The sequence below is a fragment of the Aquisalinus flavus genome, assembly GCF_014640095.1.
Lineage (GTDB): Bacteria > Pseudomonadota > Alphaproteobacteria > Caulobacterales > Parvularculaceae > Aquisalinus > Aquisalinus flavus.
Window position 1 is genome coordinate 1,649,878 of the sequence record NZ_BMGH01000001.1, and the last position, 17,232, is coordinate 1,667,109.

The 17,232-nt window shown below is 61.5% G+C and carries 18 protein-coding genes; 10 read left to right on the top strand and 8 right to left on the bottom strand.

The annotated features are described in order from the left end of the window. Positions 1-5: 5 nt before the first annotated feature. The 3 genes from IEV88_RS07655 to IEV88_RS07665 all read right to left on the bottom strand — a co-directional run bounded on the left by IEV88_RS07655 (position 6) and on the right by IEV88_RS07665 (position 3,203). Positions 6-1,022 carry a hypothetical protein gene (locus IEV88_RS07655; protein WP_188159010.1) on the bottom strand — a complete coding sequence of 339 codons (1,017 nt, stop codon included), beginning with the start codon at positions 1,020-1,022 and terminating at the stop codon, positions 6-8. 63 nt (positions 1,023-1,085) lie between these two features. Beyond that, positions 1,086-2,093, bottom strand: coding sequence for a hypothetical protein (locus tag IEV88_RS07660; RefSeq protein ID WP_188159009.1), 1,008 nt, complete (start codon positions 2,091-2,093; stop codon positions 1,086-1,088). 90 nt (positions 2,094-2,183) lie between these two features. Then, the gene (locus IEV88_RS07665; protein ID WP_188159008.1) at positions 2,184-3,203 is read right to left on the bottom strand and encodes a hypothetical protein; all 1,020 of its coding nucleotides are present in this window, start codon (positions 3,201-3,203) and stop codon (positions 2,184-2,186) included. A 153-nt stretch (positions 3,204-3,356) separates the two neighbouring features. Here IEV88_RS07665 and IEV88_RS07670 point away from each other — a divergent pair, with 153 nt between their 5' ends. Beyond that, positions 3,357-5,681, top strand: coding sequence for a UvrD-helicase domain-containing protein (locus IEV88_RS07670; protein WP_188159007.1), 2,325 nt, complete (start codon positions 3,357-3,359; stop codon positions 5,679-5,681). 185 nt (positions 5,682-5,866) lie between these two features. Here the strand turns inward: IEV88_RS07670 and IEV88_RS07675 are convergent, their stop codons facing one another. Continuing rightward, positions 5,867-6,307, bottom strand: coding sequence for a VOC family protein (locus tag IEV88_RS07675; protein WP_188159006.1), 441 nt, complete (start codon positions 6,305-6,307; stop codon positions 5,867-5,869). A 125-nt stretch (positions 6,308-6,432) separates the two neighbouring features. Here IEV88_RS07675 and IEV88_RS07680 point away from each other — a divergent pair, with 125 nt between their 5' ends. Both IEV88_RS07680 and IEV88_RS07685 read left to right on the top strand, forming a co-directional pair. Further along, entirely contained in the window at positions 6,433-7,590 is a 1,158-nt protein-coding gene (locus tag IEV88_RS07680) for a serine hydrolase domain-containing protein (RefSeq protein ID WP_188159005.1), read from the top strand. Then, entirely contained in the window at positions 7,587-8,027 is a 441-nt protein-coding gene (locus IEV88_RS07685) for a TIGR02301 family protein (protein WP_188159004.1), read from the top strand. Before IEV88_RS07680 ends, IEV88_RS07685 begins: the two co-directional genes overlap by 4 nt. 71 nt (positions 8,028-8,098) lie before the next feature. On the opposite strand, the gene IEV88_RS07690 is transcribed toward IEV88_RS07685, so the two are convergent. The 3 genes from IEV88_RS07690 to IEV88_RS07700 form a co-directional block, all read right to left on the bottom strand. Beyond that, on the bottom strand, positions 8,099-8,548 hold the full coding sequence (locus IEV88_RS07690) for a PA2169 family four-helix-bundle protein (protein WP_188159003.1): 450 nt from the start codon (positions 8,546-8,548) through the stop codon (positions 8,099-8,101). A gap of 88 nt (positions 8,549-8,636) precedes the next feature. Continuing rightward, on the bottom strand, positions 8,637-9,026 hold the full coding sequence (locus IEV88_RS07695; RefSeq protein ID WP_188159002.1) for a rhodanese-like domain-containing protein: 390 nt from the start codon (positions 9,024-9,026) through the stop codon (positions 8,637-8,639). 5 nt (positions 9,027-9,031) lie between these two features. Further along, complete coding sequence (locus IEV88_RS07700; RefSeq protein ID WP_188159001.1) at positions 9,032-10,360, bottom strand: dihydroorotase; 1,329 nt, start codon at positions 10,358-10,360, stop codon at positions 9,032-9,034. A 54-nt stretch (positions 10,361-10,414) separates the two neighbouring features. Between IEV88_RS07700 and ygfZ the strand changes: the two genes are divergently transcribed. From ygfZ to IEV88_RS07725, 5 genes are all read left to right on the top strand, one after another. Next, entirely contained in the window at positions 10,415-11,269 is an 855-nt protein-coding gene (ygfZ, locus tag IEV88_RS07705; protein ID WP_188159000.1) for a CAF17-like 4Fe-4S cluster assembly/insertion protein YgfZ, read from the top strand. A 4-nt stretch (positions 11,270-11,273) separates the two neighbouring features. Continuing rightward, positions 11,274-11,846 (top strand): DNA-3-methyladenine glycosylase I, encoded by a 573-nt coding sequence (locus IEV88_RS07710; RefSeq protein WP_188158999.1) that lies wholly within the window; start codon positions 11,274-11,276, stop codon positions 11,844-11,846. Positions 11,847-11,976: 130 nt separating this feature from the next. Next, a complete protein-coding gene (locus IEV88_RS07715) occupies positions 11,977-12,858 on the top strand; it encodes a glutaminyl-peptide cyclotransferase (protein WP_206711245.1) in 882 nt (293 codons plus the stop codon). A gap of 39 nt (positions 12,859-12,897) precedes the next feature. Further along, positions 12,898-13,161 carry a hypothetical protein gene (locus tag IEV88_RS07720; RefSeq protein ID WP_188158998.1) on the top strand — a complete coding sequence of 88 codons (264 nt, stop codon included), beginning with the start codon at positions 12,898-12,900 and terminating at the stop codon, positions 13,159-13,161. Positions 13,162-13,273: 112 nt separating this feature from the next. Then, positions 13,274-14,395: a beta-ketoacyl-ACP synthase III gene (locus tag IEV88_RS07725; RefSeq protein ID WP_188158997.1), complete on the top strand. Its 1,122-nt coding sequence runs from the start codon at positions 13,274-13,276 to the stop codon at positions 14,393-14,395. A 15-nt stretch (positions 14,396-14,410) separates the two neighbouring features. On the opposite strand, the gene IEV88_RS07730 is transcribed toward IEV88_RS07725, so the two are convergent. Further along, positions 14,411-15,751: an agmatine deiminase family protein gene (locus IEV88_RS07730; protein ID WP_188158996.1), complete on the bottom strand. Its 1,341-nt coding sequence runs from the start codon at positions 15,749-15,751 to the stop codon at positions 14,411-14,413. Positions 15,752-16,025: 274 nt separating this feature from the next. Between IEV88_RS07730 and IEV88_RS07735 the strand changes: the two genes are divergently transcribed. Together IEV88_RS07735 and IEV88_RS07740 are read left to right on the top strand one after the other, a co-directional pair. After that, a complete protein-coding gene (locus tag IEV88_RS07735) occupies positions 16,026-16,466 on the top strand; it encodes a hypothetical protein (RefSeq protein ID WP_188158995.1) in 441 nt (146 codons plus the stop codon). A gap of 135 nt (positions 16,467-16,601) precedes the next feature. After that, entirely contained in the window at positions 16,602-17,219 is a 618-nt protein-coding gene (locus IEV88_RS07740) for a YfbR-like 5'-deoxynucleotidase (protein WP_188158994.1), read from the top strand. Positions 17,220-17,232 lie beyond the last annotated feature (13 nt).

Below are 17,232 nucleotides of genomic sequence, written 5' to 3' on the forward strand. Positions count from 1 at the left end.
TCAAATCAGGAAAGGGGCCGCGGCTGATCGCTGAGACCACCGACCAGGTCGGTGTCACCGTCGTACGATCGTGTCAGGCTCTGATACATTTTCGCCGTCAGCGTTGTATCCAGCGCCATGCGCAACATCATGTAGACCAGCATGAACGCCCCGCCGGTAACCCCCAGAACAGCGAACAGGCCCCACGGGATCGTATCGTCCTGCATCGCACCGACCATGGAAAAGCTGCTGCCCAGAAACACGAATATAAGCACGAATTGCAGCACCATCTCCACCGCCATCAGAAACAGCGAGTAAAGAACGAAGGTCGCCAGCAAACGCCAGACATTACCGCCAGTCAGGCCGAAAGCACTCATGGGCGCGACGCTGTTCTCAATGGCTGCCGCAGTCGTGAACAGGCTGGCGCGAAGCCAGAACCAGATAAAGAGCACCACACCGATGAGATAGAAAAGAATGATCAGGGCGATCTGTCCGCCCGAGGGCGTAACCCCAGCGCCCGACGCTGACTGGTCGGCAAAGACATTGCCCCACAGATCGATCGCCGAACCACCGATCATCACGGCGGCGAAAAGGCCGCCAACGATGAGGGCAAGCAGAATATAGACTGCAAGAGAAAGCAGAAAGAGTACGATATGAGAGCCGATGAACCTCCATTCCCTCGCGCCAAACCGGAAATAGCCGATGCCGGCGGGTGCAGCCGCTGTGCCTGCTGCCATCTGTTTGAGCATGACCATGAACGGCGTCAGCACGATGTAAGACAGCAGGAACCATCCCACTATCGCGCCGTATATCTTGAAGAAGTCACCGATCATGCCTAGTGTTTCTGCATCGCTGGCACCGTCTTCAGCGGCGGAAAACTTGCTCCAGTCGACGCTGTCATAGATTGCATATCCCAACCCGGCGAGGATCAGCAGCGACAGCGTGATGCCAACCCAGCCGATACGGAAGATCGTCGGAATGTTGGTGAACACGAACTTTATCGTTTCGGTGAGGGTGTGGATGACCTGCAGTTTCGTCTTCATCGATACTCTTTCTACTGAGAACCGGCGCGGGTTCCAACCCGCACCGTCCTGTTTCCCACGACGTCAGCCCCCGACCGGCTCCGCCGCACCGTCCCGCGTCAGGCTCTGATACATCTTGCCCTTGAAGCCGATTTCCAGCGCCGCAAAGAAGGCGATCATCAGCACATAAAGCAACAGGACAACGATGCCGACAATGACACCACCGATCACGGCGGCAGTGCCGCCCTGCATGAACAGCGGGATCATCATCGCCCCGGCGATGCCGCCACCGACGAGCAAGACCGTGACGACCAGCATCTCCAGCGCGAAAATGACGACGATGAAGAACAGCACCGCCGCAAAGATGCGCCAGACATTCCCGCCGGTCAGGCCGAAGGCACTGAACGGCGCGAATTCGTTCTCCACCGCGGCGGCCGTCGTGAACAGGATCGCCCGCAGCGAGAACCACACATAGAGAATGATCCCGACAAGGAAGACCAGCCCGACAATCAGCCCGCTCATCGCCGACTGGCCGCCCTCGACATTGTCCTCGACGGCTTGTTCGAACATCTCCGGATCGGACCCCAGCGCCTGCCACGCCTCGGCCGGCACATTGCCGAGCACGCCGATGATCAGCGCGAGATAGCCGGGCAGCATGGTGATGATGAGGACGACCGCGGCGAGCACGGATAGAATGATATTGGCGAGGATGAACTTGATCTCGCGCCCGCCGAAGCGGAAATAGGCAAAGCCGTGCGGCGGCTCGATCGCGCCGGCGGCGATCCGGTGCATCACGACGATGAACGGCACCATGGCCAGCACGCCGAGCAGGCCCCAGAAGAACAGCCCCGCGTAGAAGCCGAGGATCGTCCCGATGAAGCGCGGGTCGAAATCTCCGTTTTCCATGTTTTCCAGCGACTGGATGAACTCCATCCCGCCGGTTGCGCCGACAGTCACGGCCATCCCGCCGATAAAGATGACGAAGAACAGCACGACACCCAGCCAGCCCAAACGGATGGTCATCGGCAGCTTCGTGAAGGCGAACTTCACGGCCTCCGTGACCGTGTTCACGATTTCAAGTTTGGTTTTCATTGCAATTTCCCCTTCACGCCCGCGCGGAGACTACCATTGCGTGGTGTTATCTGCCAGCGTGAATTGACGGACCGGCACTACAGTGCAGCATTACTTGCGGTCGCTTGCCGCTGTTTCGCCGTCCCTTTTCACGCCATCCTCATCGTCAGTGTCCGGCTCGTCCTCCGGCTTTCGCGGCGTATCGTCGAGCCTGTCGATCAGGTCCTGATCGGTTTTCGGGCGGGCGATGCCGAGATAGATCATCGTGGCAAGCACCATGGCGGCGGCCCCGGAAAAGGCGTTGAACGCATAGCTGGACAGGAAACCGATGGCGAAGCCCATCGCCGTACCGACCTGCGTGCCCTGGTCAGGGTCGTCAATGCCGGACGCAAGGACGACCGCAAAAATCAGGATGACCGCCACGATCGCGACAATGATCATCAGCGCGATGTAAATCGCAGCAAGGATGAGCACCAGCAGGATCAGGGCACCGAGAATGTTCCAGAAATTGCCGACGCTCAGGCCCAGCCCCCTGCCGATCGTGAGCCTGTCCTCGATCGCCACCATGGGCAGAAAGGGCACAAGCTTGACGGTGATCCAGATCATCAGGATGGTCAGTGCCAGGAAGATCCAGATCTCCAGCCCCTGCGGAATGCCGAGGATTGCATACATATTCGGCAGGACGCCGCCATTGGCAAATTGCGCCCAGCCCGCCGGAAGCGAGAGATCGAAGATAATGTAGACGAGGCTGACGAGAAGCGACGCGCCGACATAGCGCCACTCGCGCATGCCGAAAGAGAAATGCCACAGCCCACCCGGCCTTTCGATATCGCCCGCAATGATACGGCTCAGCCTGACGGCACCGGGGGTCAGCAACAGCATGGTGATGAAGTAAAGGGCCCATTGGGCGAGATAACCGGGCAAGCCATGATACCCTGTCTGCATGGTCCCGGTCTCGCCCCGGAGGATCGCCGACCAGACGTCGCCATGGGCTACCATCACATAGGCGAGTTCAATGGCCACCACGGCGAGCGCCGGAAACAGGAACAGCCCGATGATGAGCGGAATATTCCGCGCCGTATAGCCTAGCGAACTCGTCGCCAGCTGCCCCGATCGAAGTTTCGGCTTCATGATACCCCTCATAGCCTCGTCTACGCATACGCCCCGCAGGCAGCCTAACTGCGAAAACCGGCGATGACCAACAAAAGGTTGCAGGTTTTTCATGCCGATCCTGCCGCCACGCGGCATTGCGCCCTTGTTCCAGAATCGTTCTCTTGGTCCTATATGTTCACCATGAGTTCTGACAAAGTCCCCCTGTCCCAGCGTGCCGCCGCTGCCGCGCGCCCCGCCCCCGTCGATGCCGCCTCCTATATGGAGGGGCTGAACGATGCCCAGCGCGACGCGGTCATGACCACCGAAGGCCCGGTGCTGATGCTCGCCGGCGCCGGCACCGGCAAGACCCGGGCGCTGACGACCCGCCTTGCCCATATCCTCGCCACCCGCCTCGCCGCGCCATGGCAGGTGCTGGCCGTGACATTCACCAACAAGGCCGCCCGCGAGATGAAGGAACGGATCGGCCATCTCGTCGGCGACACGGTCGAAGGCATGCAATGGCTCGGTACGTTCCACTCCATCGCGGCGAAGATCCTGCGCATCCATGCCGAAATCGTCGACCTGAAGTCGAGCTTCACCATCATCGACACCGACGACCAGGTGCGCCTGTGCAAACAGGTGATCGAGGCCGCCGGGCTCGACGAGAAACGCTGGTCCGGGCGCGGCCTTGCCAGTTTCATCGACGACTGGAAGAATCGCGGCCTGACGCCGGACAACGTGCCCAGGGGCGAGGCGCACCATTTCGGCAATGGCAAGGGCATCGAGCTCTACAAGGCCTATCAGGAGCGGCTGGTCACCCTGAACGCAGCCGATTTCGGCGACCTCCTCCTGCACAACATCACGATCTTCCAGAAACACCCTGATATTCTTGCCAAATATCAGGACCGGTTCCGCTACATGCTGGTCGACGAATATCAGGACACCAATATCGCCCAATATCTCTGGCTGCGCCTGCTCGCCCAGAAAAACAAGAATATCTGCGTCGTCGGCGATGACGACCAGTCGATCTATGGCTGGCGCGGGGCCGAGGTCGCCAACATCCTCAATTTCGAGAAGGACTTTCCCGGCGCCAAGGTGATCCGGCTGGAGCGCAATTACCGCTCGACGCCGGCAATCCTCGCCGCCGCCTCGGGCCTGATCGCGGCCAATCGCACCCGCCTCGGCAAGACGCTGTGGACCGACGACGACAGCGAGCACGAAAAGGTCAAGCTGCGCGGCGTCTGGGATGGCGAGGAAGAGGCCCGCACGGTCACTGACGATATCGAGAATGAACAACGCAAGGGCCGCTCCCTGTCTGACATGGCCGTGCTGGTGCGCGCCTCGTTCCAGATGCGCTCTTTCGAGGAGCGCTTCAACACCGCCGGTATAGCCTATCAGGTCGTCGGCGGCCCGCGCTTCTATGAGCGCGAGGAGACCCGCGATGCCCTCGCCTATCTGCGCCTGACCCGCAACCCGGAGGACGATCTGTCGTTCCTCAGGATCGTCAACAAGCCGCGCCGGGGCATGGGCGACAAGGCGATCCAGGCGCTGACGGTCAACGCCCGCAAGCAGGGCCTGTCGCTGGCCCGCGCCGCGCAATTGCTGCTCGAGACCGACGAGATAAAAGGCAAGGCCCGCACCGGGCTGACCCGGTTCCTCGACGGGCTGATGCGCTGGGGCGAGGCCGCGCGCGACACCCGCCCCGATATCATCGCCGAGACCATTCTCGAGGAAAGCGGGTATACGGAGTTCTGGAAATCATCGAAGAGCCCGCAGGCGCCCTCCAAGCTGGAAAACCTCAAGGAACTGGTCAACGCCGCGGGGGAATTCGACACCCTCGCCGGCTATCTCGACCATGTCTCCCTCGTTGCCGACATCAATCAGGACAATTCCGAAGGCCAGGTCATGCTGATGACCCTGCACGCCGCCAAGGGGCTGGAATTCCCCGTCGTCTTCCTGCCCGGCTGGGAGGAAGAGATTTTCCCCTCCGCCCGCTCGCTCGACGAGAACGGCAATGAGGGCCTCGAGGAAGAACGCCGCCTGGCTTACGTGGGCATCACCCGCGCGCGGGAGAGCTGCCGCATCTCCTTCGCCGCCAACCGCATGGTCTACGGACGATGGCAGAACGCCATGCCGTCGCGCTTCATCGACGAGCTGCCGGAGGCCCATGTGGAGGTCGTCTCCGAACCCGGCCTCTACGGCAACGCCGCGTCCGAGCTTGCCGCCTATTCCTCCTTCAACGACATGGCCGAAACGAACGACACCTATGACACCCCGGGTTGGCGCCGCGCCAAGTCTGCGAGAGGCCGCACCAGCCCTGCGCCGATGCTGGAAGGCCGCGCCGAGCTGGTCGCCACGTCATCACCCGGCTCCTCCAGCTTCCGCGTCGGTTCGCGCGTGTTTCACCAGAAATTCGGCTATGGCCAGGTCGTCGCCGCCGAAGGCAACAAGCTCGAAGTCGATTTCGAGCATTCCGGCCACAAGAAGGTGATCGATTCATTCCTCGAGCAGGCATGATCCCGGCAGACTTCTCCCCCGGCTCGTCCGCTGCGTCTCTAACAGCCCCAAGCTCTATGGCGGAGCGTCTGACCACCTACATTTACACTTTCGCTTATGGAGCCGGTACCGCTTCCACGGGCCCCTCGATCTCTATACGCTCGCACTCCACAGTGGCGGCGATGTTGATGTGCGCTCAAGGGCGATCACCAGCTGCCGGTATTCTCCATACTGGCCCAGGGATCGGTCGGGGCGAGGGCCTCGCCGGCCTGCAACAGCTCGATGGATATGCCGTCGGGTGAGCGCACGAATGCCATATGGCCATCGCGCGGCGGGCGGTTGATGGTGACGCCGCCATCCATCAGGCGCTGGCAGGTCTCGTAGATATTCTCGACGCGGTAGGCGAGATGACCGAAATTGCGCCCGCCGGTATAGTCCTCCGGGTCCCAGTTCCAGGTCAGCTCGACCAGCGGTGCCTTGTTCTCCGTCGCCCCCGCCAGATCGTCCGGCGCGCACAGGAAGACCAGCGTGAACCGGCCCTTCTCGACCTCCTTGCGCGAAAACTCGACGAGGCCGAGCTTGTCGCAATAGAAATCGAGCGAGACGTCGAGATCGGCGACGCGGACCATCGTATGAAGATATTGCATGGTATTTTTCCTGTCTGTGCCCTTGTTTGAGGCCTACATAGCCATTCGGGAACAAAGGGCAAATTGTAAAGCACCCTTGACAGACCGGGCCATTTCCCGTTTGAGTCCCGGAAGGGAGAACGATTATGAACATACGCATCAAGATTGCCTGCGCCATCGCGCTGTTCCTGCCGCTGCCGCTTGCTGCACAAGACCTTCAGGCCGATGTGGCGGCAGGCATCGCAAAGATCCGTGCCGATAACGACCTGCCGGCCATTGGCGCGATCGTGCTGGTCGATGGGGAACAGCGGGCGCTGGCTGTCGAGGGCTTGCGCCGGGTCAGCGGCGAGGACGAAGCGACCGTCGACGATCTCTGGCATATCGGCTCGATCACCAAGTCGATGACCGCGACCCTCGCCGCGACGCTGGTCGAAGACGGCACCTTCGATTGGGACATGAGCCTCGCCGACATGCTGCCCGATATGGCCGCCGAAATGGACCCGCAATGGCGCGCGGTGACGCTGGAACAGCTGCTCACCCACACCTCCGGCGCGCCCGGGAATTTCTCGATCTTCGTCCAGCGCCACTGGCCGGACACGCGGGAAGAGCTGATGGCGAAACGGCGCGACATCCTCGCCGGCACGCTCGCCAAGCCGCCGGTGACCGAGCCGGGCACCGCCTATCAATATTCCAATGTCGGCTTTACCATCGTCGGCCACGCTATCGAGACGACCCTCGGCATCCCGTGGGAGCAGGCGATGGACGAAAGGGTGTTTACGCCGCTGGGCCTCGACAGCGCCGGTTTCGGTGCGCCGAAAGGCGAGCAGCCCTGGGGCCACGGCTCATTCTTCGGTCGCAAGATCGCCAAGAACCCGGACAGCAACAGCGCCGACAACACGCCCGTTATGGGCCCGGCCGGGACCGTCCACATGTCGCTGCAGGACCTCGCCGCCTGGGGCAATCACCACCTGATGGGGCAGCTTGACGCGTCCGATGGCTTGCTGGAGCCGGAAACATATCAATATCTGCACATGCCCATATTGGAGGACTACGCCAAGGGCTGGGTCGCCTGGAATCGCGACTGGGGTGGCGAGACTGATGCTGAAGGCGACATCAACGTCATCTGGCACAATGGCTCGAACACCATGTGGTATGCCCTCGTCGTGCAACTGCCAGAAAAAAACGCAGTCATTGCCATCGTCACCAATGACGGCACCAGCAATCAGGCCAAGAAAGACTTCTTCACCCTGACCGAGACGATTGCCACAAGCCTGCCGCAATGGGATGGCACGAGCGAAGAATGAGAAAATCTGCCTTTATCGCTGCCGCCCTGATCGCGGCTCTGCCCCTGTCCGCCCTGCCCCTCTCTGCTACCGCGCAGGGTGCGACAGCCAGCGCATGGCAGCAGCGCTCGACCGATCTGGTCACCATGTCGCGCCTTCTCGGCAATCTCCATCACTACCACCAGCTCTGCTATCCCGGCGACTGGCGGCCTGATCTCTATCGCGACCGGATGAAGGAAATGGTTTCGCTGGAAGATCCCTATGAAACCCTGAAAGACGACATGATCGACGGCTTCAATGAGGCCTATCGCGCCACCAGCGACAGCTATGCTCAGTGTACCGCTGCCGCCATCGAGGCAATGCGCCAGACCGCGAGCAGCGGCGATGTTGTCGCCGGGCGCCTCGCCGCGCCCTATCGCGAGGTCAGCGGCTATGACTACGATGCGACCGGCGACTAGCAGTAGCCATTAAAAAAAGCCGCCCCGGTGTGTCCCGGAACGGCTTTTGAAAAATTTTATCCCCGCCTCGATCAGGCGTCGTAGGTTTCCTTGATATCGCGCATATCGTCGTGGAGCTGCTTGATCTCCGGATAGATCCGGTTGAGCACGGCTTTCGCCTCGGTCGGCGTGTCGTCGCTTTCCAGCAGGTCCTGCACCTTATGCAGCGCATGGTCTTCATGCTCTTCGAGTTCGTCGACGAAGGATTTGCCGGTATCGCCGAGATTGGCTTTCAGCTTGGTATAGCCTTCGCGCATGGTGCCGACGATCGTGCCGTCGGTCTCAGGGTCCTGCCCGCGCAGGGAGACGGCGGTCGAGAGATCGGTCACCAGCGTCTGCTTGGCATCGCGATAGCGGCGGAATACTGAGTTGAGCGAGGAGTCGTCGACCTGTTCAATGGCATCGTTATAAAACGACACACCGTCGCGCATGATCGAAACGACATCATTCAGCTTGTCAGCTGTCTGTTCGGAAGTAGACATAGTGGTCCTCCTTTTAGAGTACGTAAAGGAGACACACGGAGGGGTATCAGCGTTCCGCAGGGCGAAGGGCTGCCAGGTTACGGTCTCTTCATTCGGCGGCCAGGCCAGCGTCTTGCCACGCAAGCCAGCCGCCATTCATGTGGCGGATATCGGCAAACCCCAGGTCCCGCAGAAGCGGCACTGTCTTGCCGGATCTGTTGCCCGAACGGCAGTAGACCAGCACAGGCCGGTTTTCTGGCAGCGTCGCTAACTGGCGGGCGAAATCGTCTGCATGGTAATCGATATTGATCGCTCCCGGCAGATGGCCCGCAGCGAATTCTTCCGCGGTGCGAACATCGAGAACCGTCAACCCGGTGTCCTTGCCAATCATCTCGACGGCCTGGGTCGGCATCAATTCGATATATCTCGGCTCCGCTCCAGCGCCACAGCTAGCGAGGGCGAGCACGGCGCAAAGACTGATAAGGAAATATCGCAGCATGAGACCTACCGGATCGTTTCCTGGAAGCGCACCGGCTCGCCGAACGGATCGCCGATCAGCTCGTCTTCCCACATCGCCTTGCGGCCGCGGATGATCGTGCCCCTGGGCCACCCTTTGGCTTCCATGCCGTCGAAAGGCGTCCAGCCGCATTTGGATTCGATCCAGTCGGCGGTGATGGTGCGCTTCGCCTTCAGGTCGACGACGGTGAAGTCGGCATCATAGCCGAGCGCCAGGCGCCCCTTGCCGGCAATGCCGAAAACACGCTGCTGGCCGTGGCACAACAGGTCGATCATCCGCATCAGGCTCAACCGCCCCTCGGCGACATGGGTCAGCATCAGCGGCACCAGCGTCTGCACGCCGGGCATGCCCGATGGCGAGGCCGGATAGGGCTTCTGTTTCTCTTCGGTCGTATGCGGCGCATGGTCGGAGCCCATGACATCGAACACGCCCTGCTGCACGGCCTTCCACAGCGCCTCGCGATGGCGCGCATCGCGGATCGGCGGATTCATCTGGGCATAGCCCTTCAGCCGCTCATAGCAGTCAGGCGCTTCCAGCGTCAGGTGCTGGGGCAGGATCTCGCAGGTGACGAGGTCTTTATTGGCCGTCAGGATCGGGATTTCGTCGGCGGTCGAGATATGCAGCACATGGATGCGCCGCTTGGTCTCCCGCGCCAGCGCGATCAGGCGTTCCGTACACCGCAGCGCGGCCTGCCAGGAGCGGACCTCCGGGTGGCTGGTCCAGTCGCCTTCGCGGGCGAGCGGCGCATTGGCGCGCAGGGTCTCTTCGTCCTCGGAATGGATCGCGACCCGGCGCTGTCCATGCTTCAGCACTTCGCGCACGCCCTCATCGTCGGCAATCAAGAGATCGCCGGTCGAGGCGCCCATGAATATCTTCACGCCCGACACGCCGGGCAGCATTTCAAGCTCGGCGAGGTCGCGGGCATTGTCGTGGGTCGCGCCGGCATAGAAGGCATGGTCGCAGCGCATCCGGCCCTTCGCCCGGGTCAGCTTGTCCTCGATCGCTTCGGCCGTCGTCGTCAGCGGCTTGGTGTTCGGCATTTCGAATACGGCCGTCACGCCGCCCATGACCGCCGCGCGGGCCCCGCTTTCGAGGTCTTCCTTGTACTCGTTGCCGGGTTCACGGAAATGCACCTGGCTGTCGATAATGCCGGGCAGCACGTGAAGCCCGGTGCAGTCGATCACCTCGCCGGCATCCGCCTGGCCAAGATCGCCGATGGCGGCAATCTTGCCGCCGACCACGCCGACATCGCGTTTGCCTTCGCCGTCATGATTGACGACGGTGCCATTCTTCAGGATCAGGTCATAAATGCTCATGCCCTTCTTCATAAGCGCTTTGAAAGCATCCGGCAAATCGCTTAAGTGTGAGACATGACAGTCCACTCCTACACCCTGCCCGACCGGGCGATCCTGCACCTTTCCGGCCCTGACACGCTGGATTTCCTGCGCGGTCTCGTCACCCAGTCGCTGACGAAGCTGACGGACGACCAGCCCGTCTATTCCCTGCTGCTGACGCCCCAGGGCAAGATCATCTCGGATTTCTTCATCGCGAAGAAGGACGACGACCTGCTGCTGGAATGCCCGGCCAGCGTCGCCGAAACCCTGAAAAAGAAACTCACCCTCTACAAGCTGCGCGCCACGGTCGAGATCGAGGATGTCAGCCATGTCTGGACCGCCGTACAGATGTGGGGCGAGGAAGAACGGCTGGAGAAGGTGATCGCCGAGGCCCCGGCATTCCTGCATGCCTATCGCGACCCGCGCCTCCCGGCTCTCGGCGTGCGCGTGCTCGGCCCGACACAGGCCAAGCCTGCCCTGCCGGGCGAGGTCTCCCGCGCCGAGTGGGATGGCCACCGGACCGCGCTGGGCGTGCCTGAATTCGATAGGGATTTTGTCAGTGAGCAGACCTTCCCCATGGATGTGAACATGGACCGGCTCAATGCCATCGACTACAAGAAGGGCTGTTTCGTCGGCCAGGAAGTCGCCAGCCGGATGAAGCGCAAGGGCGAGGTGCGCAAGCGCACGCTGATCGCCGATGCCACTGCCCCGCTCGCCATTGGCAGCCCTGTCATGGCAGGCGAGTCGACGCTGGGCGAGATCACCTCCACGGCAGGCAACCAAGGCCTCGCCCTTGTCCGGCTCGACCGGCTGGACAAGGCCGGCGACACCGGCATTTTCGTCGATGGCCAGACGGTGAGCCTGACCCTGCCACCTTATCTCGAGGACTGATCCCATGAAGCGCTGCGCCTGGGTGCCGGAAGGCGATGATCTTTACGCCGCCTATCATGACGAGGAATGGGGCGTGCCGGAGCGCGACGCCCGGGCGCTCTATGAGAAGCTGATCCTCGACGGCTTCCAGGCCGGCCTCTCCTGGCGGACGATCCTCTACAAGCGCGACAATTTCCGTGCAGCGTTCAAGGGCTTTGAGCCCGAGAAAGTCGCCCGGTTCGGCGAGAAAGATGTTATCCGCCTGCTCGGCGATGCCGGTATCATCCGTCATCGTGGCAAGATAGAGGGGGCGATCAAGAACGCGCAGATCTGGCAAGACATGCAAGAGTCCGGCGAGGATTTCTCCGCCTATCTCTGGGACTATGTCGACGGCGCGCCGCTGCAGGGCAAGCGCAAGACGATCAGGGACGTGCCCGCCGCAACGCCCCTGTCCGAGGCGATTTCGAAAGACATGAAAAAGCGCGGGTTCAAGTTCTGCGGCCCGACGATCATCTATGCCTTCATGCAGGCGGTTGGCATGGTCAATGACCACACGGCCGACTGCCACCGTCACGACGTCGTGAAACGCATGGGCTGAACCACCGCCGCTATCCTGCGTTTGCCCTAGCGACGAAAGAAGGACGGCTCCGGAGTGCTCAAGAGCCATTCAGAACTCAACAAGGCCTGAAAACCCGTCTATGCTGGCGTGAAATTGCAAGTGAGCGTGAATGAGACTGATGAGATACGCCCTGTTCCTTGCCGCCCTGGCGCTGGCCGCCTGCGGCAGCGCCGACGACACCGATGCCGCCCCCCGGGCCGAGACCGCCGTCGCGACCCCGGCTCCAGCGGACGCTCAGGCGGCCAATACCGCCAGCGATCCTGCCGAACCGGCCGACATCCCGATCTATGGCTATTCCATCGTCAACACCTATCCCCATGACCAGGGCGCGTTTACGCAGGGCCTGTTGTGGAAGGATGGGCATCTCTACGAGAGCACCGGCCGCAATGGCGAGTCGACCGTGCGCAAGGTCGACCTTGAAACCGGTGAGGTTTTGCAGCGCCACGATGTGCCATTCGAGTATTTCGGCGAGGGCCTTGTCGACTGGAACGGCCAGCTGATCAACCTCACCTGGCGCGCCGGCAAGGCCTTCGTGCTCGATCAGGAAACCTTCGAGGTCGAAGGCGAGTTTACCTATCCCGGCGAGGGCTGGGGCATTACCTCCAATGGCGCGCAACTGATCATGAGCGATGGCAGCGACCGCCTCCGCTTCCTCGATCCTGAAACCTTCGAAGAGGTGTCCTCCCTCCGCGTCACGGCCCGGGGTCAACCCGTTGGCCGCCTCAACGAACTGGAATGGATCGAAGGCGAGATCTGGGCCAATGTCTGGCAGAGCAACGCGATCGTGCGCATCGACCCGGCGACGGGCGGGGTCACGGGGGTCATCGACCTCACCGGCCTGTCACAAATGGCTGGTATCGGCCCGAGCCGCGATTTCGTGCTCAACGGCATCGCATGGGACAAAGACGGCGGCAGACTGTTCGTGACAGGCAAGTATTGGCCCGCCCTGTTCGAAATCGAACTGGCGGAACGCCCGCAACCGGGTCAATAACCCACTGGCCTGACCCGGAGCCGATTGGAAAGGAATAGCATGACCGACAAGACCGCCGATCTGGAAGCCCGCCTGGCCGCCCAGCGCCTCGTACTGGAATGGCTGCTCGAGCAAATCACCGCCGACAAGGCAACGGCAACGGCCCTGATCGATCATGTCGGCGAGCGCTTTCCGCCGCAGGACCATCAGGAGGACCCGGGCGCCGTGCCGACGAGTGCCTTTGGCGATATTGCCGCCACCGAAGCGGAACTTCGCTTGTTACTGGACCCGGTCCGCGCCCGCCACGGTTTGCTCGAAGACTGAAGAACCCGCTGAGGCTTGGCCTTGCCCCGGCGCTACCCAGCGCGCAAGATACGGCCAACCAGAATCAAGAGCACCCCGCCAGGGCTGCCCGACCAGCGCAAGGCATGTATCCATGAGCAAATCTCCCCTCGCCCGCATCGCCGGTACCGGCCTGTTCACTCCCGCCCAGTCGATCTCCAATGAAGAACTGGTCGAGGCCTATAATGCCTGGGTCGACAAATGGAACGCCGAACACCCAGCCGATGACCCGAAGCAGCATTCTTCAGCGGAATTCATCGAGAAGGCGTCCGGTATCAAGGCCCGCTTCGTGCTCGACAAAGACGGCATTCTCGACACCGACCGCATGCGCCCCAGCCTGCCGCAGCGCTCCAATGACGAGCTATCGATCATGGCCGAGATGGGGGTGACCGCCGCGCGAGAAGCAATGAAGGCTGCAGACCTTCAGCCTGCCGATATCGACGCCGTCATATGCGCCGCCTCGAATATGCAGCGCGCCTATCCGGCCATGGCCGTGGAGATCCAGAACGCCCTTGGCATCGATGGCTATGGCTTCGACATGAATGTCGCCTGCGCCTCTGCCGCTTTCGGCATCCAGAATGCCGTCGGGCTGATCGCCACCGGCGCGCGCCGCGTGCTGATGGTCAATCCTGAAATCTGTTCCGCCCACCTGAATTTCCGCGATCGCGATGCCCATTTCATCTTCGGCGATGTCGCCACCGCGGTGATCGTCGAGCGCGCCGAGGGCACGCCGGGCCCGGACAGCTGGGACATTATCGACACCCGCCTGAAAACCGTCTTCTCCAACAATATCCGCAACAATTTCGGCTTCCTGAACCATACCTCGGACGAGCTCGACATCTCCGCGCCGGATACGGACAAACTGTTCAGGCAGGAGGGCCGCAAGGTGTTCAAGGATGTCGTGCCGATGGTCGCCGAACTGATCTCGGGTCACCTCGCCGACAATGAGATCGACCCGGCGACGCTTAAACGCATGTGGCTGCACCAGGCGAATTTGTCGATGAACCAATTCATCGCCCGCAAGGTGCTTGGCCGCGATGCCAGCGAGGAAGAAGCCCCGGTCGTGCTCGACACCTATGCCAATACCTCGTCAGCGGGGTCGATGATCGCCTTCCATCGCCACCGCGACGGCTTCTTTGCCGGCGAGATCGGTGTCATCTCGGGCTTCGGGGCCGGCTATTCCGCCGGCTCGGTCATCGTCCGCCGCGCAGCGTAAAGGCCGCCAGAGGGCTTATTCCGCCTTGGCAACGAGCGGCTCCTGCTGGGTGATGCAGTGAATGCCGCCGCCTGACCAGTTGATCGCCAGGGGATTGATCTGGACGATCTCCCTGTCTGGAAACTGCGCGGCAAGGATGCGGCGCATTTCCTCGTCGGTCTCCCTGATGTGCTCGGGCAGCCCCTCGCGCCAATAAGCGGCAACGAGGACAACTCCATTGGTCACGAGAAAGTTCTGATAGCTTGCCGCCGGAACAAAGTGAATCTCGTCGCCGGGCTCGAAGTCACGATAGACGCTGCGCGGGTCCCAGCCGCCCTCGCCGGGCATGAAGTCTTCTTCAGTGAGCGTCCGGGTGTCCATCAGGGCCGTGATGTCCGGCATCGGTACCGGGATGACGGTGAACGGCTCGCCATCGGCATTCCGGGCACGGCGCATTTCCTCGATATTCTCCGTCAGGATTTCGTGGTCCAGTCGCAGCAGAGCATTGGCGTCGCGCTCGCGTTCAGGCACCTGCGCAACCAGCACCGTGTCGTCACTGACGAAACGGACATACTCGTCGACATGGCCATTGGCGCCCCAGCCAAAGAAATTCGCGACCTTCGGCCCTGCAAATACGCGATCCGAGATCGGTGCGCGTGAAAGCCAGATAACTTTCTTCTTCCCGTACAGGCGCAAATACTCGGCTTCGACCTCCTCGAGGCTCTTGCCGGGATTCCGGAGGCGGGCCGCATCCTCATAAGCAACGATAACATCGCTTGTCACATCGAGCCCGCCGCCTTCGGCAACAAGGTCGGAGGTCACGGCATCCCAGCCATACATCGCGGCCAGTCCGCGATCGATCTCTTCGTTCCGCATGCCGCCATTATCGGCATAGGGCCAGGGGAAGCCGTAATACGCCCAGCGGAATTCGGCGATCTTCTTCTCCGCGCCGTCGGTGAGGAAAAGCGGACCGAAATCGCGGTACCAGTAATCGGTCCAAGGCTGGACGATGAGCGTGACCCTGTCGAGATCGATCCCGCCCGCCGCGAGTTTATCGCGGGCATCTGCAGCACTCTCTTCGGACGCCGCGACCAGCTTCACCTGCACATGTACTGTCAGGGCACTGATGATCTCGGTCCATAGCGGGACGAGGTTCTCCGGATGCGGATCGCCGCGTGAGCCCCAGCTCATCCAGACAGCTTCATGAGGCTCCCACTCGGGCGGAAAGATGAAGGTCTCCGCCTCGATTGCGCTACGATCTTCCGCCTGAGCGGAGTCGGTGGTGGCGACGAGGGAGACTGCGAAGAAGAGCACCATGGCGGTAAAAGCGATCGCCGCCTGCCTCTTTCCGTCAACAGCGCTGTCACGTCTCGGCACCGGGCAAATCCTCATGATGTTGTTTGAAAGGTCGGACAGAAGTTAAGCGAAGCCTGTTGGAATTGCAAATCTTGCCAAGGGCACCCGTTTTGAAAGACCAGCAGAGCTATATAGCATTGTCGGGAAGTCAGAAAGCCAGCGCTTGCCTGATTGCGGTATTTCTTCTTGAACAATGGATGAAGAGTTTCAGCTGTCCTGGCTGGATTGGCCTTTGTCGCTGCTTGCAGCCTCGCTCAGCTGCCGTTAGGATATTCGGACAATCAGGAGAGAGACCATGAAGACAATCATCACCACAAGCCTTGCCATTTTTTCCCTTGCGGCTCTGACTGCCTGCGGCGGTGGAAATGATGGCGAGGCCTCGGATATCAACATCACTGCCGAGCAGGCTGACGGCCCGAAAGACTATGTCGCCGTGTATGAAAAGCAGCTGATCACCATCGCTGACGCGGTTGAGGCCGTTACTGACGAGCAGAGCGCGCAGGTTGCAGCGCAGGTCATCCGTGATGCGTCGGCGGAGCTCGAGATCATCGCCAAAAAGGCCGAGACGATGTCGCAGATCGAACAGGCCCGCTTCGCCATGAGCTTCACAACGGAGCTTGCCGACACCCAGATGCGCCTGATGGGCGCCATGCAGAGACTTTACCAGACCGATCCTGAGACGATGCAGCTGATCTCGGATGCGATGGAAGACCTGCCCTCTCCCGTCGAGCAATAGGCTCATCCATCGACGTGGCGCCATCTGGCGTGGAAAAATTCCCGCGCCAGCCCGTTTCGATTGACAGACTGGTTATTGATTTCCGGCCGGTGACATGCGAGGCGCTTCTTCCTCAATGCTCACCGGACGCAGGACATGGCAAAACTCGATCAAAAAAAGGGACAGGCTCCGCGTGCCTGGCAGCGTATGCTGTCCGGGCGGCGTCTCGATATTCTCGACCCCTCGCCCGTCGATGTCGAGATCGAGGATATCGCCCACGGCTTGGCCCGCGTCGCCCGCTGGAATGGTCAGACCGTTGGCGGCCTCGCCTTCAACGTCGCGCATCACTCGGTTATCGTCGAGGCGCTGTGCCAGGAATTGAAACCCGGCTGGCCGGTGAAATGGCGCCTGGCCGCGTTGCTGCATGACGCGCCGGAATATGTCATCGGCGACATGATCTCGCCGTTCAAGGCGGCGCTTGGCGAAGGCTACAAACGTGTCGAGCGCGGTCTCGAACAGGCGATCCACCTGCGGTTCGGCCTGCCTGCCGAACTGCCCCAAGCGATCGAGAACACGATCAAGCGCGCCGACCGCATCTGCGCCTATCACGAGGCGACCCAGATCGCAGGTTTCTCCCACGAGGAGGCACGCAAGTTTTTCGGCGCACCGCGCGACGCGGCACCCCTGACGATCAAGGCGCTCGACCCTGAGGCCTCCCAGACATTGTTTCTGCAACGCTTCGAGGCACTATTGCGTGAACATCGCGGCAATTAGTCGTTTTCTCGGT

Coding starts and splice junctions, on each gene's coding strand:
- IEV88_RS07655 (WP_188159010.1), bottom strand. CDS start 1,022: ATGAAGACGAAACTGCAGGTCATCCACACCCTCACCGAAACGATAAAG.
- IEV88_RS07660 (WP_188159009.1), bottom strand. CDS start 2,093: ATGAAAACCAAACTTGAAATCGTGAACACGGTCACGGAGGCCGTGAAG.
- IEV88_RS07665 (WP_188159008.1), bottom strand. CDS start 3,203: ATGAAGCCGAAACTTCGATCGGGGCAGCTGGCGACGAGTTCGCTAGGC.
- IEV88_RS07670 (WP_188159007.1), top strand. CDS start 3,357: ATGTTCACCATGAGTTCTGACAAAGTCCCCCTGTCCCAGCGTGCCGCC.
- IEV88_RS07675 (WP_188159006.1), bottom strand. CDS start 6,307: ATGCAATATCTTCATACGATGGTCCGCGTCGCCGATCTCGACGTCTCG.
- IEV88_RS07680 (WP_188159005.1), top strand. CDS start 6,433: ATGAACATACGCATCAAGATTGCCTGCGCCATCGCGCTGTTCCTGCCG.
- IEV88_RS07685 (WP_188159004.1), top strand. CDS start 7,587: ATGAGAAAATCTGCCTTTATCGCTGCCGCCCTGATCGCGGCTCTGCCC.
- IEV88_RS07690 (WP_188159003.1), bottom strand. CDS start 8,548: ATGTCTACTTCCGAACAGACAGCTGACAAGCTGAATGATGTCGTTTCG.
- IEV88_RS07695 (WP_188159002.1), bottom strand. CDS start 9,026: ATGCTGCGATATTTCCTTATCAGTCTTTGCGCCGTGCTCGCCCTCGCT.
- IEV88_RS07700 (WP_188159001.1), bottom strand. CDS start 10,360: ATGAGCATTTATGACCTGATCCTGAAGAATGGCACCGTCGTCAATCAT.
- ygfZ (WP_188159000.1), top strand. CDS start 10,415: ATGACAGTCCACTCCTACACCCTGCCCGACCGGGCGATCCTGCACCTT.
- IEV88_RS07710 (WP_188158999.1), top strand. CDS start 11,274: ATGAAGCGCTGCGCCTGGGTGCCGGAAGGCGATGATCTTTACGCCGCC.
- IEV88_RS07715 (WP_206711245.1), top strand. CDS start 11,977: ATGAGACTGATGAGATACGCCCTGTTCCTTGCCGCCCTGGCGCTGGCC.
- IEV88_RS07720 (WP_188158998.1), top strand. CDS start 12,898: ATGACCGACAAGACCGCCGATCTGGAAGCCCGCCTGGCCGCCCAGCGC.
- IEV88_RS07725 (WP_188158997.1), top strand. CDS start 13,274: ATGAGCAAATCTCCCCTCGCCCGCATCGCCGGTACCGGCCTGTTCACT.
- IEV88_RS07735 (WP_188158995.1), top strand. CDS start 16,026: ATGAAGACAATCATCACCACAAGCCTTGCCATTTTTTCCCTTGCGGCT.
- IEV88_RS07740 (WP_188158994.1), top strand. CDS start 16,602: ATGGCAAAACTCGATCAAAAAAAGGGACAGGCTCCGCGTGCCTGGCAG.